Here is a 14,777-nt window from a genome sequence, read left to right as displayed (position 1 = left end):
CGATCTCCGCGTCCTCCTCGACCCCTGAGCCTCGACCACTGCACCCCGACCTCTGAGCCCCAAGTCCGGGCGAGGGCCCTGAACCGGCCTGCTCGCCCTCTGGTCGCCCTCCCCGGGAGCGCCCCGCTGGGGCCCGCAGTGTGAGCAGGTTGTGCAGGGAGGGGTGGCATGCGACGGCACGCCTGCACGTGCTGACCGCGCCGCCCCGGTAGCGTGTTGCACCATGTGGAACCTCCTGCGCGGCAAGAAGCGCTCTGACCGACCGACTGCGGACGCGAGTCCTCGCGATGATGCCCTGTCGGCTCTGGCCAGCGAACACCGGGCCTCCGCGAAGAGGGCCTCCGAGGCCGACGCAGAGGCGCGCGGGGGCAGCGCCGCTGGGGCCGACGGCGATCACGCAGACGACGGGACGTCGGCGACGGCGTCGAGGTCCGTGGCGAGCACTGTCCGTACCGGAGGCTCTGCACGCTCAGGGGTGGGCGCATCCGGCACGGGCCGTTACGACGTGGTCGTGGACCGTCACCTCGACGAGGTGGGAGCCGGGATCGCCCCGGAGCAGGATGAGGACGACCTCCCCACCGTGCCCCGTGAGCACCGCCCCCTCAGCCGCGAGGACCTGGTCGCCGACGCCCTGGACCGGTGGGCGCAGCAGATCACCGGCGGCGTCACGGCCCCCTCGTTCCTCACCCAGCTCCGCGCCGGCGCGACCGTCCTGGACCTGACCCACTCGCACCCTTCCGGCCTCGCCCAGCTGCTCGCCGGCCGCGGCCCGACGCGACTGTCCTCCCTGGTGCGGGAGGTGGGGGCCCTGGCCGACGCGCGTGCTCACGCCCGCACCATCCGCGAGATCGCCGAGCGCCATGCGGAGGAGGTCGGCCTGACCACCTGCCATCTCGGCATCGGCGAGGCCACCTGGTACCCGGAGGACGGCTCCGCCCCGATCCACGCCCCCGTGCTGGTGCGTCCGATCACGCTGAGCCTGCGCGGCAATGCCCGCGAGGACGTCGACCTCGAGGTCGACACCACCGCCGATCTGAACCCCGTGCTGCTGCGCTCGCTGCGCGAAGCCGGTGTCGCGGTCGATGCCCGCGCGCTGCTCGCGACCACGGACAGCACCCACGGCTTCGACCCCACCCCCGTGCTCGACGCCTTCCGCTCCCTCGGACAGCCGCTGCCCGGTTTCCGTGTCACCCACGCCCTCGTGGTCGGCAACCTCATGGACGCCGCCGGCTCCGTGGCCGAGGATCTCGCGGCCGAGCGGACCGACTGGGTCGCCTCGCCCGTGGTCGCCGCCCTCGCGGGTGACGCCGAGGCGCAGGCCGTGGTGCGCAGCGACGAGACCGACGAGCAGGTGCCGGACGTCCCCGAGGACGAGCTGGTCGCCGCCGTCGATCCCGACCATCGCGGCGTGCTGGCCCGGGTCCTGGCCGGGCAGGACCTCGCGGTGGCCGCGCCGCCCGGCTCCGGAAGCCTCGACCTCGTGGTCGACCTCGCCGAGGAGCTCAACGCCCGCGGCCGCAGCGTCCTGATCGTCTCCCAGCGGCGGCGCAATCTCACCCAGCTGGTCGCGTCGGCGCAGAGTCGCCAGCTCGACGAGCTCGTCTTCGACCTGTCCCCGGACCCCTCGCTGCAGCGCAACGCCTCCGCGGCCCTGCTGCGCAGTCTGCGCCGCGCCGGCACCCACGGTCTGGGACCGGACGACGGATCCCCGGCCGAGCTCGGCGAGATGCGAGACATCCTGGTCGGTCATGTCGAGGCGATGCATCGTGTGCAGCAGCCCTGGGACGCCTCCGCCCACGACGCCATCTCCGCGCTCGCCGCCCTGACCCGGCTGCGCCCGTCGCCGCGCACCCGCGTGCGCCTCCGAGCCGATGTCGCCGCCCAGATGATCGGCACGGACCGTGAGCGCTTCGCCGAGGTCCTGCGTGAGGCCGCCGAGGTGGGCGTGCTCACCAGCGGCCCGGAGGAGACCACCTGGTACGGCGCCCCGATCAGCTCCGACACCCAGGCCGCTCGGGCCGAGGAGCTCATCGACCAGCTCCGCGAGGAGATCCTGCCCCAGCTGCGCACTGCCGCCGAGGAGACGGGCGGGAAGCTCGGCCTCGCCGCCCCGACGACGTTGCATCAGCTCATCGAGCGCCTGACCCTGTTGGACCGGGTGCGGTCGCTGCTGGCGACCTTCCAGTCCGCCGTGTTCAGCGCTCCGTTGGCCGATCTCGTGGCTGCGACCGCTGACAAGTCCTGGCGCGCAGAGCACGGCGTCGTGATGGGCTTCGGCCTGCGGCGCCGGCTCCGCAAGGAGGCCGCCGCCCTGCAGCGACCTGCGTCGCTGTCCCCGGATCTGCACCGCGAGCTCCACGAGGCGCGGCAGGTCGCGAGCGACTGGCGCCGCGTGGCCGTGACGCCGCAGGCGGACACGCCCGCCCGCGATGCCGGGGCCGGCGAGACCCCGTCCGCGTCCGGGACTGCTGCGAATGCCGAGACCGCCGCGAGCGCTGAGACCGCTGAGCCCGCTGAGACCGCAGACAGCACCTCGACCGGTTCGGTGGCGGCGACCGCCGCACCCACAGGCGATGCCGAATCGACGGCGGGTTCCACGACGACGTCCGCGTCCGCGTCGCCGGCCTCGGCCGAGTCGCCCACCGCGACGGCGAAGCGACCCTCGGGCCTGTCGACCCCGATGCTCCCCGCGGATCTCGACCGCGCCCACCGCACCGTCGAGCGCACCCAGAAGATCCTCGACGAGCTCTCCGTGCTGCTGGACGGCACCGAGGCCGGCGTCGACCTCGCCCGCACCGACTTCGACGAGCTCGAGCGGCGCGCCGAGGCCTTGGCCGCGGACCGCGACGACCTCGAGACGCTGCCGCGGCGCACCGAACTGCTGCGCCGCCTCTCGCTGGACGGACTGGGCGAGCTGGTCGAGGACCTCCGCGCCCGTCGCGTCCCGCTCGAGCAGGTCGGCGCCGAGCTCGAGCTGTGCTGGTGGCGCAGCGTCCTGGAGCTCATCGCCGGCGCCGAGCCCACGATCTCCCAGTACGACGGCACCTCCCTGTCGGAGGTGGCTGAGCGCTTCCGGCGCCTGGACTCCGAGGACCTCGCCGGTGCGTCGGCCCGGGTGCATGCCGCGGCCGACGAGACCCGTGTGCGCACGATGAAGTCCTACCCGGACACGTCCCGCGCCGCGATCGCCGAGCTGGCGCGCTCCTCGACGGTGTCGATCCGGGACCTCGCCGCGAAGTATGAGGACATCCTCTTCGCTGCCCGCCCCACCTGGATCGCCTCGCCCTACCTGGTGCCGCAGGTGATCCCGCGCGGGCGCCACTTCGACGTGCTGATCGTGGCGGACGGCGGGCGCCTGCCCACCGCGGCCGCGCTGCCGTCGATCGTGCGCGCCGAGCAGACCGTCGTGGTGGGCGACCCTCTCGAATACGGCGGGGACGCCGCCCCGAGCCTGCTGGACGACATGCTGCGGATCGCGCCGCACGTCGAGCTGCTGCGCGACGTGCATCCGGCCACCGAGGGCCTGCGCACCTTCGCCCAGCGTCGCGCGCTGGTGGGCGAGGTGCTCGCGGTGCCCAGCCCGGTCGTGCCCGAGCAGGACCGACTGGTGGTGGTCGAGAACGGTCGCGGCCCGGTCACCGAGGGCATGGAGTACGTCGAGAGCACCGAGGCCGAGCTGCGCCGCGTGACCGACCTCGTCATCGAGCATGCCCGGACCCGACCCGAGCGCTCCCTCGCGGTGCTGACCTTCACCGACGAGCACGCGCGTCGGCTCATGGACCGGATCATGAACACCGTCTCGGTGATCCCGGCGCTGCGCGATTACTTCGATCCGGCCGCCCGCGAGGTGTTCACCGTGCTCCCCGCGGCCCAGGCCACCTCGATCCTGCGCGACGACATCATCGTCTCGGTGGGCTTCGGGAAGACCCCGCACGGCCGTCTCCTGCACCGCTTCGGTCCGCTCTCCGAGGCCGGCGGACGCAAGGCGCTGGCCACGGTGATCACTCGAGCTCGGGGGCGCACCACGGTCGTCTCCTCGATCGACGTGCAGGACCTCGACCAAGCCCGGCTGCGCAGCGAAGGCGCCCACGACCTGCGGGCGATGCTGTGGGTGCTGCGGGGCGGGCCCGACGTCCCCGTCATCCCGCACGTCGCCGCGCTCACCGGGCGCGACGAGCCGATCGCTCCGCCGGATCCGGAGCAGCCGCGGCAGTCGCCGGTCCCCCCGCCCCACGCGGAGGAGGCGACGGCGTCCCCCGCCGAAGCAGAGGAGCAGACCGACCTCTCCGAGGACGACATGGACGCCGCGATCGAAGCGGCCCTGGCCCGGAAATCCGCCGGATCCCCGCAGAGCGCCGGCGAGGCGGCCGAGGGGCAGACCGACCCGGACGGTGCGTCCGACGAGCACGCCTCGGCGCAGGTACCGGCGCAGGGCGGCGAGGCGACCACGGCCGACGGATCCTCCGAGCACGGGGGAGAGGCTGCCGGGGGCACGGAGACGGCCTCCGGTGCGAGGACGGTCGACGGCGACCCTGCGGGCGTCGATGCCGAGGGCGTCACCGGTGGGGCCGGCGACGTCGCGCCCGGCGACACCGGCGAGCCCCACACACCGCGCGAGCTGGAGACCGACGCGCTGGTGCGGGATCTCGCCGATCGTCTGTGGCGGCTCGGCCTGCTGGTCGAGAGCGACTTCGGGCTCAACTCGGATCGCATCGAACTGGCTCTGGGCCATCCCGACCTGCCCGGGCGCCTGCTGCTCGCCGTGGACACCGACGGTGCCCGGTACGTCGGCACCGCGAGCCAGCGCGAGCGCGACCGTCTACGGGCCGAGCGGCTCGAAGCGGCCGGCTGGGCCGCTGAGCGGGTCTGGTCCTGGGCGCTGTTCATCGATCCCGACGGCGAGGCCGAGCGCATCCGCCGCGCCGTGGAGCGGGCGTTGCGCCTGGTCCAGACCGAGGAGCTCTCCGAGTCCCCACAGGGCGTGGGCACCGTACGCCACCGTCTGCCGCGACCGCAGATCCCTGCCGGCCACCAGCTCTCCTTCTACTCGAGCGAGGACTTCGACGCGGTGGTGGAGTACATCTGCTCCGACGGCCGTGCCCGCCTCGAGGAGCATCTGGCCACCGAGGTGCGCAGCTTCCTCGGCTTCGAGCAGCGCTCCGTGCTGCTGGACGTCTCCGTCTCCAGCGCGATCCGCCGCTACCAGGAGCGCCAATGAGCACCGGCGCCCCCAGGAGCGGTGGCCCCGGGGCCGGTGGGTCCGGGCACGGCGGCCGCGTGGTGATCTCCTCGGTGACCGGGAAGCCCATCGTCTGGGACGACGGTGAGCCCGCGGAGCGCGATGCGCGCACGTCGTCCCGCCGGCCGATCCTGCCGAACCGCGTGGACGCGGACGCTCCCGAACCGGGCGTGGACGAGTCCAACGACGCCCGCATCGCCGGGGACGTCCCGCCTCACTGGGGCACCGGCCGCTGACGACCACGGCTCGCCCCGGAGCGCAGCGACTGCCGCACCGCGGTCATGGCAGCACGCCACTCGTGGCGGTGCTCGGACGGCGTCACAGCGTTCGGCCGGTGTCAGCGTTCAGGCCGTGTCAGTGCTCGAGGATCCTGAGGCCCTCCTCAGCCGTCGGCTCCTCGAGCAGCCCCGCCAGGTGGTCGTTGCCCGCGCGGGTGATCCGGTGGGTGAAGGCTGCGCCGGAGGATTCGCGCTCCTGCGCACGACGCGTCGACTCCTCCAGTGACGTCGAGAGGCGATGCAGCACCACCTCGGCCCCGACGGCTGTCGCCCTCGTGCGAGCCCAGGCGCGACGCTCGACGGACCAGGCGTTCCAGTCCAGCACCGCATCGCTGCCCGTGCGCAGCGTCTGCTCGGCGACCGACCAGATCAGTTCGCGCACGGCAGCGGCGCGGCGTCCGTAGTCGTCGTCCTCGATCGTGAGCTCTGGGTACAGGCGGAGCATCCACTCATCGAGCGTGAAGCGCACAGCGGGCAGCTCGCGCTCCAGCTGCCGCGCGAGCGTGGACTTCCCGGACCCGGCAAACCCGTACAGCAGGTGAAGGCGCGCACTCATGGCGAAGACCATAACGCGCCTGCGGAGCGCGCCCCGTAGGCTCGGAGCATGACGGAAGCCGATCCCCTCCCCTCGTCGCCGGACGTGACCGTCGAGGGAGAACGCCCTCCGCTCCCGCGCCACCGCAACCCGCTCGGGAACCTGCTGCGAGGCGCCCTGATCGGGGTCGTCGAGACGGTGCCCGGAGTCAGCGGCGGCACGGTCGCCCTGGTCACCGGGATCTACGACGAGCTGATCGATGCCGGTCACCACCTGACCGCGGCAGCACGCCGGCTGGTCGTCGGCCCGGACCGCGCCGAGGGGATGCGCGAGCACCTCCGCGCGATCAACTGGGTCCTCGTGATCCCGCTGCTGATCGGGATGGCTGCCGCGGTGCTCACCGTCGCCGGGCCCGTCGCCGGCCTGGTCGAGATGCATCCGCAGACCATGCGCGGACTGTTCCTGGGGCTCGTGCTCGGTTCCGTCCTGGTGCCGGTGAAGCTCTCCGGCGGCGCGTGGCGAGGCCGCGAGCTGCTGCTGTTCGCCCTCGGCGCCGCAGGTGGCCTGGTCGTCACCTCCCTGCCGACCGCCTCGCTCGAGCCGAGCCCGTGGATCATCGCCCCCGCCGCCGCGGTCGCCATCTGCGCCCTCGTGCTGCCCGGTGTGTCCGGCTCGTTCATTCTGCTCAGCCTCGGGCTCTACCAGCCCACCCTGCAGGCCGTGGACGAGCGCGACCTCGGATACATCGCCTGGTTCGGCCTGTGGGCGTGCGTGGGCCTCATCGTGATCGTGCGGGCCATGCGGCACCTGCTCGTGCATCACCATCGCGGCACCATGATCGTCCTGGCTGGCGTGATGATCGGTGCGCTGCGCAGCCTGTGGCCCTGGCAGGACGCGGCGGGATCCCTGCAGGCGCCGGGAGCCGACTGGCCGCTGCTGCTGGGGCTCGCGGTGCTCGGGATCCTCGCCGTGCAGCTGCTCGTGCTCGTCGAGTCGAGGAAGGTGGCCCGGGCAGCGGACGCCGACAGCGCGCCCGTCGGCCCCGACGCGGGCCCAGACGCCGATCCCCGCACCGGCCGCGGCGCCCGAGGCTGAGCAGCTGCGCCGTACCCTGGTCGGCATGACCGACTCCACATCGCAGAGCACCGCATCAGCCTCGACCCCCACCTCCGACCGGGACGGCGCGGCCAGCCGGACGGATCTCTCCGCCGTGCGTGTCGCGCTGATCGGCGCGGGCAACATGGGCGGGCCCGTCGCCCGGACCTTCCTCGCCGCCGGGGTGCGCCCCGAGAACCTCCGGATCACCAACTCCACCGCGGCCAGCAGCGAGCGTGCGGCCCAGGAGCTGGGCGCGCGCGCCGCCGCCTCCCGCTCCGAGGCGCTCGAGGACGCCGACGTCGTCGTGCTCGGCGTGAAGCCGTACCAGCTCCTCGACCTGGCCTCCGCGATCCGTGACGAGGTCCCGGCCGGCGCGGTCGTGATCTCCCTGGCCGCCGGGATCACCCTCGCGCAGATCGAGGGAGCCCTGCCCAAGGGCCGGAGCGTCGAGCGCGCCATGCCCAACACACCGATCTCGGTGGGGGAGGGCGCCGTGGGCATGATGCGCGGCGGCTCGGTCACCGACGAGCAGCACCGCCTCGTGCACGACCTGTTCGCTCGTGCGGGCGTCGCGGTCGACATCACCGAGGAGCAGGTGCATGCCTTCATCGGCGCGGCCGGCTCGCTCTCGGCGTTCGTGTTCGCGCTCATCGAGGCGATGACCGATGAGGCGGTGCGCCTGGGCCTGAAGCGCGACCTCGCCGACTCCCTCGTGCAGCAGACCGTGCGGGGTGCGGCCACCATGCTGCTGGAGAGCGGGATGCACGCCGCGGTCGCGAAGAACGGGGTCTCCAGCCCCGGCGGCACCACCGTGCAGGGCCTCGCCGCTCTCGAGCGCGAGGGCGTGCGCTCAGGCGTCGCCGCGGCGATGGCCGCGGCGGCACAGACCTCGCGCGAGATGACCCAGGGCTGAGTCCGGCACCAGACTGAGTCCGGCATCAGGGCTGAGCCCGGCATCAGGGCCGAGCCCGGTACCAGGGGTGGAGGGCACCGGCTGGGGCCGTGCTCAGGACCGGTTGGAGAACTTCTCGATCAGGTGGGTGTGGCCGGAGACGATCACCAGGTCGTGCGAGGAGACCATGGTCTCGGGCACCGCGTAGGTGAAGTCCTTGCCCGGTGATTTCACGCCCACCACGGTGACCCCGAACTTCGCCCGGATGTCGGACTCCGCCAGCGTCATCCCCTGCACCTCGCGCGGGGGCCGCATCTTGACGATCGCGAAGCCGTCGTCGAACTCGATGAAGTCCATGAGGCGGCCGTTGAGGAGATGGGCGACGCGCTTGCCGGCGTCGGCCTCCGGGTAGACGACGTGATGGCAGCCGATGCGCTGCAGGATCCGCCCGTGCGCCGCGGAGATCGCCTTCGCCCAGATCACGGGCTTGTCGAGGTCCACGAGGTTCGCGGCGATGAGCACGCTGGACTCGATGGAGGTGCCCACGCCCACCACGGCGAGGGAGAAGTCCGCGGCACCGATCTGGTCGAGCACCTCGGGCTCGGTGGCGTCGGCCCGCACCACATGGGTGAGCTGGCCGGAGTACTTCTGGACCAGCTCCTCCTGGGAGTCGATGGCGAGCACCTGGGTGCCCAGCTTCTCGAGGGTCAGGGCGATCGAGGCGCCGAAGCGGCCCAGACCGATCACGAGCACTCCCTCGTCGCGAGCTCTGCGTGCCATGTCGTCTCTCCTTCTCGGGGCCTGCCGGCGGGTGACGAGGCACCCTGCGGCGGGCACAGTCTACGATCCGTCGTTCCTGCGCAGTCGGGTTCCTGCGCATTCGAGTTCCCGGCCCACCGGCCGTCGCCGCCGCCGTGGGTGGAGGACGTGGCGGCGGCCGGCGCCGTCCGGGCCCTCAGCCGACGATCGGACGATCCATCGGGAGCTGGACCATGCGGGAGCGCCGCCGCAGGGCGAGCGCGGCGCCGAGCGTCATCGGCCCCAGACGGCCGACGTACATCGACGCGATGACCACCCATTTCGCGTCAGCGGGCAGATGCGGGGTGATCCCCGTGGACAGCCCCACCGTGCCGAACGCGGAGAGCACCTCGAACAGGGACTGATCCAGCGAGAAGCTCGTCATCCGCAGCAGCAGGAACACCGCGAGGAACACCACGGTGGCGCTCATGACGAGCACGCCGATCGCCTGACGGATCGTCTCGTGGGGGATGCGACGCCCGAACACCTCCACATCCGGGTTGCCGCGGATCTCCGCCCAGATCGACAGCATCAGCAGCGCGAACGTGGTCACCTTGATGCCGCCGCTGGTGGATCCGGAGCCGCCGCCGATGAACATGAGCAGATCGGTGAGCAGTCGCGACTCGGGCGTCAGCGCGTTCACATCGAGGGTCGCGAAACCGCCGGATCTCGGCATCACGGCGGCGAAGCCGGAGGCCAGAAGCTTGGTGTGCCACGGCTGCTCGCCGAGGGTCGCCGGATTGGCCCACTCCAGCAGCAGGTACCCGAGCCAGGCGAGCGCGAGCAGCAGCGCCGTGGTGGTGAGGGTGAGCTTGGCGTGCAGGCTCCATCGGCGCGGGGTGCGCAGCTTCTTGACCAGTACGAGGACCACGGGGAATCCGAGGGAGCCCGCGAACACCGCGAGCGCGATCGGGATGGAGAAGAAGGGATCGCCGAGGTACTGCGCGACGCCCTGCGCCTCGGGGACGAAGCCGGCGTTGTTGAAGGCGCTGATCGCGTAGAAGAGGCCGAGGAACATCGAGCGCCCCACCCCGTGCTCGGTGATGATCATGTACGGCGTGAGGGCCACGAAGGTGACCGCCTCGAAGGCGGTCGAGGTGATGAGGATGATCCGCAGCACGCCGCCCACCTCGGCGAGCCGCTCCGCGCGGGTCTCGGTCGCGGTCAGCACCCGCTGGGCGAGGCCCAGCCGGTGCATCACCGACAGGCTCAGCAGCGAGGCCAGGGTCATCAGCCCCAGGCCGCCCAGCTTCATCGCGATCATGATGACGGTGAGGCCGAAGGTGGACCAATGGATCCCGGTATCGACGGTCGACAGGCCCGTCACGCAGATCGCGGAGACCGCGGTGAACGCTGCGTCGACGAGGGAGGTGCGCTCGCCGGAGGCGGTCGCCGAGGGCAGCATCAGCAGCATCGTGAACAGGACGATCATCAAGGTGAAGCCCGCCAGGGCGAGCCGTGCCGGGGTGACCTTCAGGAGGGACACGGCGATGCTGCGCAGCCGGTAGGTCGTCGGCCGCACCGGCGCTCGACGGAGCGCGGCCCTCGATTCGCGGTCCATCATCCCGTTCCCCCTAGTGTTCCGGCGACCGGTGGTCGTGTCCGCGGAAGTCTACGACCGCGGGAGAGCGGTCCGCGGCATCGTGAGCGGCGGCGCACGGCCCTGGGTACGCTTCCCCTCATGCCTGCCGATGCGTCCACCCCGGATCCCGCCCCCGCGCTGCCCGATGCCGCCGCCACCGTCGGCGCCGGCGCCGACGTCGCCGGGACCTGCGGGATCGTCTGGTCCGATGACCTGTGCGAGTACGACTTCGGTCCGTACCACCCGATGTCGCCGGTGCGACTCACCCTGACCCGGGAGCTCGCCCGCGCCTCCGGCGTGCTGGACCGCCCCGGGGTGCGAACGATCGAGCCGTTCGTCGCGAGCGACGAGCAGCTGGGCGGCGTGCACGATGCGGACTACATCGCCGCAGTGCGCCGCGCCTCCGCGCCGAGCGAGGGGCATGTCTTCGAGGACCTGATCCGCTTCGGCATCGGGGGCGATGACGTGCCCTCGTTCCCGGGCATGCACACCGCGTCGGCCCGGATCGCCGGCGGCTCCATCGCGGCGATCGACGCGATCCGCTCCGGCGAGGTGCGCCACGCCGTGAACATCGCCGGAGGCCTCCACCACGCACGGCCGGCCAGCGCCTCGGGCTTCTGCGTCTACAACGACGCAGCGGTCGCGATCCGGCATGCCCTGGACTCCGGGGAGGAGCGGGTGATGTACATCGACACCGATGTGCACCACGGGGACGGCGTGGAGCTCGCGCTGTGGGACGAGCCGCGCGCGATCACCCTGTCGGTGCACGAGACGGGGGAGCGGCTGTTCCCCGGCACCGGCTTCGTGCAGGACACCGGGGGAGCGAACGCCCAGGGTTCGGCCATCAACGTGCCGCTGCCGCCCCGGACCACGGCCGACGGCTGGGTGCGGGCACTGCGCGCCACAGTTCCCGCCCTGGTCCGCGCCGTGAGGCCGACGCTGCTGGTCACCCAGCACGGGGCCGACACCCACCGGGTGGACCCCCTCGCGGACTTCTCCGTCTCCCTGGAGGCTCACCGCGAGGTGATGATCATGCTGCGCGAGCTCGCCGACGAGGTGTGCGGCGGCCGCTGGCTCGCGCTCGGCGGGGGAGGCTACGCGGTGATCGACGTGGTGCCCCGTTCGTGGGCGCAGCTGCTCGCGGTCGCCACCGGCGAGGCGATCGACCCGACCGCGCCGCTGCCGGAGGCCTACCTCGAGGCGGAGGCCCGGGCGCGCGGTGAGCACGGCGTCTCCCCGGAACCCTCCATCCGCACCTACGGCGATGGGCGCCCGCTCGACGTGCGGGACTGGGAGCAGGGCTTCGATCCGGAGTCCGCGCTGGACCGGGCGATCCAGGCCGCACGTCGCGGAGCCTTCCCGGAATGGGGCCTGGACCCGTTCCTGGACTGACGCCCCCGGGCCGACGTTCGGGGGCCGCCGCCGGGCACAGGGCCGGCTTGCTGCGGGGCAGAGGGGCCGGCTTGCTGCAGGGCAGACGGGCCGGATCGCTGCGGGGCTCGGCACGAGCAGGCTGGCACACTGGGCTGCAGGGCAGGGCAGGGCAGGGCAGGACACGAGGTCACGGCGTCAGCGCCCCGTGACCGGCCGGTCCTGAGACAATGTGCTCCGCACGACCTTGACCGGGGGCCGCGCGCCCAGGACATCCGGGGGGACTGATGACCACACAGCCGACCACGGTGCTCGAGGAATTCGCCGAGCATCTGCGCGAGCTGGACCTGCCCTTGCCCGTCGACGGCGTCGATCGGGCGCGTGAGGAGGCCGCCGCCGCGCTCTCCCAGCTCGGGGACCACGTCATCCCGCGCCTGGAATCGCTCGACGCACCCCTGCTCGTGGTGATCGGCGGCTCGACCGGCGCCGGCAAATCCACCCTGGTCAACGCCCTGGTCGGGGACATGGTCAGCCGCTCCGGAGCGATCCGGCCCACCACCCGTCGGCCGGTGCTGCTGCACCACGGAGCCGACGAGCCCTGGTTCACGGGCAGCCGCATCCTGCCCGGCCTCGCCCGCGTCCATGCCGGCGGCGACCACGACCCCGAGGCGCCGCGCGTCGGCGACACCACGGGAGACGTCGATCCCGCCACCAGCCTCGAGCTGCGTGCCGACGACCGCATCCCGCAGGGGCTCGCCCTGCTCGACGCCCCGGACATCGACTCGGTCGCTCGCGGCAATCGTGAGCTCGCCCGGCAGCTCCTGCGCGCCGCCGACCTGTGGCTGTTCGTGACCACCGCGAACCGATACGCGGACGCCGTCCCGTGGGACGTGCTGCGCACGGCGGCAGAGCGTGAGGTCACCGTCGACGTCGTGATGAACCGCATCCCCGAGCGGCCCGGTGTCGCCGAGGAGCTCGCCGAGGACCTGCGCGGCATGCTCGAACGCAGCGGCATCGAGGTCTCCCGGCTGTTCCTGGTCCCCGAGACCCGGCTCGACGAACGCGGGATGCTGCCGGCGTCGGCCATCGGCGAGCTCCAGCAGCACTTCACGCATCTGGCGGCCGACGGCGAGGCCCGGGCGCGGATCGCCCGTCGAACCGTCGGCGGAGCCGTCGCGGGCCTGGCCGTCTCCGCCCGGGACCTCTCCGAACACGCCGCAGCGCAGGAACTGGAGCGAGCCCGCCTGCGGGGCGAGGCGCAGGAGGCCTTCTCCGGCTCCCGCGAGCGCATCGACGAGGCGCTCGGGGACGGCTCCCTGCTGCGCGGCGAGGTGCTCTCCCGCTGGCAGGACGTGGTCGGCACCGGCGAGTTCCTCCGCGGGGTCGAGAGCCTGTTCACGCGCGTCCGGGACCGGATCGGCCAAGCGGTCAGCGGCCGGCCCGCCCCGTCGGTCGCGGCCGAGCAGGCGCTGGGCACCGGACTGGTGCACGTCGTCCTCGACGAGACCGCCCGCGGCGCCGAACGCGCGGAGGCCGCCTGGCGCACCACGCCCGCCGGCCGCCAGCTCGCCGAGGGCGCCGACCTCTCCCGCCTCCCCGAGAGCTACCGCGAGGAGGTATCCGCGGCGATCCGTGCCTGGCAGGGCGACGTGCTCGAGCTGGTGCGCTCCGAGGGAGCGGACCGGCGCACCAAGGCGCGGGTGCTGTCCCTCGGCGTGAACGCGGTGGGTGTCGCGCTGATGATCGTCGTCTTCGCCTCGACCGCCTTCATCCCCACCGGTCTCGAGGTGGGCGCCGGCGCCGCCACCGCCGTGGTGGGCCAGAAGCTGCTGGAGACGATCTTCGGCGACGAAGCGGTGCGCCGCATGGCCCGCGTGGCCCGGGAGCGTCTCACCGAGCGCCTCGACGCCCTGGTGGCGGAGCGCTCCGAACCCTTCCTCGAGCGGCTCGACGCCCTGGCCGGGAACGCCTCCGCGGAGACGCTCGCCGAGGACGCCGCCGCGCTCGAAGAGATCGCCCGTGAGATCAGGGAGGACTCATGACCCCGCTGCTGAGCCGCCGAGCCGCCTCCGGCCCGGCCTCGCTGGCCGAGCGCATCGAGGCCCTGGACCGCGCCGCCGAGGAGCTCGACGGGATCGCCCCCGGTGCTGAGCTCGACGCCGCCCAGGAGCTGCTCGCGCGCCTGGACCGCCGCCGCGCGCTGTCCGCCGAGCACACGGTGATCGGCCTGTTCGGCGCCACCGGCTCCGGGAAGTCCTCACTCGTGAACGCCCTCGTCGGCGCCGACATCTCCCGCGCCGCCGTGCGTCGCCCCACCACCGCGGAGCCCGTGGCCGCCGTGCTCGGGGACACCGGGAGCGAGGCCCTGCTGGACTGGCTCGAGGTGGAGGAGCGCCACGCCCTGGACGGTACCGGCACCGCGCTCGAGATCGCGGCGACACCGGTGGCGGGACGCCGCGCCAAGCGCACCGAGCCCGCGGTGGCGCCGGGCATCGTGCTGCTGGATCTGCCGGATCTTGACTCCGTCGAGGCCGGCAACCGCGCCATCGCCGAGCGGATGACCGGCATGGTCGACGTGCTCGTGTGGGTGACCGATCCTCAGAAGTACGCCGATGCGGTGCTCCACCAGGAGTTCGTGCAGGCCTTCGCCGGTCACGACGCCGTCACCGTGCTGGTCCTGAACCAGATGGATCTGCTGCGGGAGGACGAACGCCCGCAGGTGCGGGGATCGCTCGAGGCCATCGCCCGCGCCGACGGACTCGAGCAGGCGCCGGTCCTCGCCACCTCCGCGAGCACGGGGGAGGGGATCGACGAGCTGCGCTGGCAGCTGGTCACCCTCGCCCGCGGCCGGGAGGCGGCCTCCCAGCGGCAGCGGGCCGACGTGCGCGCGGCGGCGGAGCGTCTGCGCGAGGCGGCGGATCCCGACGGACTCCCGGGCGAGGTCCTCGAGGAACAGATCGACGACCTGGTGGAGGACCTCGCCC

Annotated in this window: 10 protein-coding genes; 7 read left to right on the top strand and 3 right to left on the bottom strand. The window is 73.0% G+C overall.

What is annotated here, in order from left to right; all coding sequences use genetic code 11:
- Positions 1-223: 223 nt before the first annotated feature.
- Together CIK81_RS18560 and CIK81_RS11000 are read left to right on the top strand one after the other, a co-directional pair.
- Positions 224-5,218: a DUF4011 domain-containing protein gene (locus tag CIK81_RS18560; protein WP_241964125.1), complete on the top strand. Its 4,995-nt coding sequence runs from the start codon at positions 224-226 to the stop codon at positions 5,216-5,218.
- Positions 5,215-5,475, top strand: coding sequence for a hypothetical protein (locus CIK81_RS11000; RefSeq protein ID WP_096163343.1), 261 nt, complete (start codon positions 5,215-5,217; stop codon positions 5,473-5,475). The genes CIK81_RS18560 and CIK81_RS11000 overlap by 4 nt, the downstream gene beginning before the upstream one ends.
- Before the next feature lie 118 nt (positions 5,476-5,593).
- On the opposite strand, the gene CIK81_RS10995 is transcribed toward CIK81_RS11000, so the two are convergent.
- The gene (locus tag CIK81_RS10995) at positions 5,594-6,073 is read right to left on the bottom strand and encodes an ATP-binding protein (protein WP_158541998.1); all 480 of its coding nucleotides are present in this window, start codon (positions 6,071-6,073) and stop codon (positions 5,594-5,596) included.
- Positions 6,074-6,121: 48 nt separating this feature from the next.
- Between CIK81_RS10995 and CIK81_RS10990 the strand changes: the two genes are divergently transcribed.
- Complete coding sequence (locus CIK81_RS10990; RefSeq protein WP_096163342.1) at positions 6,122-7,147, top strand: DUF368 domain-containing protein; 1,026 nt, start codon at positions 6,122-6,124, stop codon at positions 7,145-7,147.
- Positions 7,148-7,172: 25 nt separating this feature from the next.
- Positions 7,173-8,063 carry a pyrroline-5-carboxylate reductase gene (gene proC, locus CIK81_RS10985; RefSeq protein ID WP_096163341.1) on the top strand — a complete coding sequence of 297 codons (891 nt, stop codon included), beginning with the start codon at positions 7,173-7,175 and terminating at the stop codon, positions 8,061-8,063.
- Between the two features lie 93 nt (positions 8,064-8,156).
- Here proC and CIK81_RS10980 read toward each other — a convergent pair whose 3' ends face one another.
- Positions 8,157-8,822: a TrkA family potassium uptake protein gene (locus CIK81_RS10980; protein ID WP_096163340.1), complete on the bottom strand. Its 666-nt coding sequence runs from the start codon at positions 8,820-8,822 to the stop codon at positions 8,157-8,159.
- A 175-nt stretch (positions 8,823-8,997) separates the two neighbouring features.
- Entirely contained in the window at positions 8,998-10,401 is a 1,404-nt protein-coding gene (locus tag CIK81_RS10975) for a TrkH family potassium uptake protein (protein ID WP_158541997.1), read from the bottom strand.
- Positions 10,402-10,521: 120 nt separating this feature from the next.
- Between CIK81_RS10975 and CIK81_RS10970 the strand changes: the two genes are divergently transcribed.
- The 3 genes from CIK81_RS10970 to CIK81_RS10960 form a co-directional block, all read left to right on the top strand.
- The gene (locus CIK81_RS10970) at positions 10,522-11,814 is read left to right on the top strand and encodes an acetoin utilization protein AcuC (RefSeq protein ID WP_096163338.1); all 1,293 of its coding nucleotides are present in this window, start codon (positions 10,522-10,524) and stop codon (positions 11,812-11,814) included.
- 266 nt (positions 11,815-12,080) lie between these two features.
- The gene (locus CIK81_RS10965) at positions 12,081-13,835 is read left to right on the top strand and encodes a dynamin family protein (RefSeq protein ID WP_114355695.1); all 1,755 of its coding nucleotides are present in this window, start codon (positions 12,081-12,083) and stop codon (positions 13,833-13,835) included.
- A partial coding sequence (locus tag CIK81_RS10960) for a dynamin family protein (protein ID WP_199586357.1) occupies positions 13,832-14,777 on the top strand: 946 nt, incomplete at its 3' end. The genes CIK81_RS10965 and CIK81_RS10960, both read left to right, overlap by 4 nt.

The organism is Brachybacterium sp. JB7 (genome assembly GCF_003335205.1).
Classification (GTDB): Bacteria; Actinomycetota; Actinomycetes; order Actinomycetales; family Dermabacteraceae; genus Brachybacterium; species Brachybacterium alimentarium.
Note: the sequence above shows the minus strand (reverse complement) of the source record. Positions and strands in the feature narration are given on the sequence as shown.

Bases quoted from the DNA above. Each gene is read 5' to 3' on its own strand.
- CIK81_RS10995 (WP_158541998.1), bottom strand. From the start codon at position 6,073: ATGAGTGCGCGCCTTCACCTGCTGTACGGGTTTGCCGGGTCCGGGAAG.
- proC (WP_096163341.1), top strand. From the start codon at position 7,173: ATGACCGACTCCACATCGCAGAGCACCGCATCAGCCTCGACCCCCACC.
- CIK81_RS11000 (WP_096163343.1), top strand. From the start codon at position 5,215: ATGAGCACCGGCGCCCCCAGGAGCGGTGGCCCCGGGGCCGGTGGGTCC.
- CIK81_RS18560 (WP_241964125.1), top strand. From the start codon at position 224: ATGTGGAACCTCCTGCGCGGCAAGAAGCGCTCTGACCGACCGACTGCG.
- CIK81_RS10965 (WP_114355695.1), top strand. From the start codon at position 12,081: ATGACCACACAGCCGACCACGGTGCTCGAGGAATTCGCCGAGCATCTG.
- CIK81_RS10975 (WP_158541997.1), bottom strand. From the start codon at position 10,401: ATGGACCGCGAATCGAGGGCCGCGCTCCGTCGAGCGCCGGTGCGGCCG.
- CIK81_RS10990 (WP_096163342.1), top strand. From the start codon at position 6,122: ATGACGGAAGCCGATCCCCTCCCCTCGTCGCCGGACGTGACCGTCGAG.
- CIK81_RS10980 (WP_096163340.1), bottom strand. From the start codon at position 8,822: ATGGCACGCAGAGCTCGCGACGAGGGAGTGCTCGTGATCGGTCTGGGC.
- CIK81_RS10970 (WP_096163338.1), top strand. From the start codon at position 10,522: ATGCCTGCCGATGCGTCCACCCCGGATCCCGCCCCCGCGCTGCCCGAT.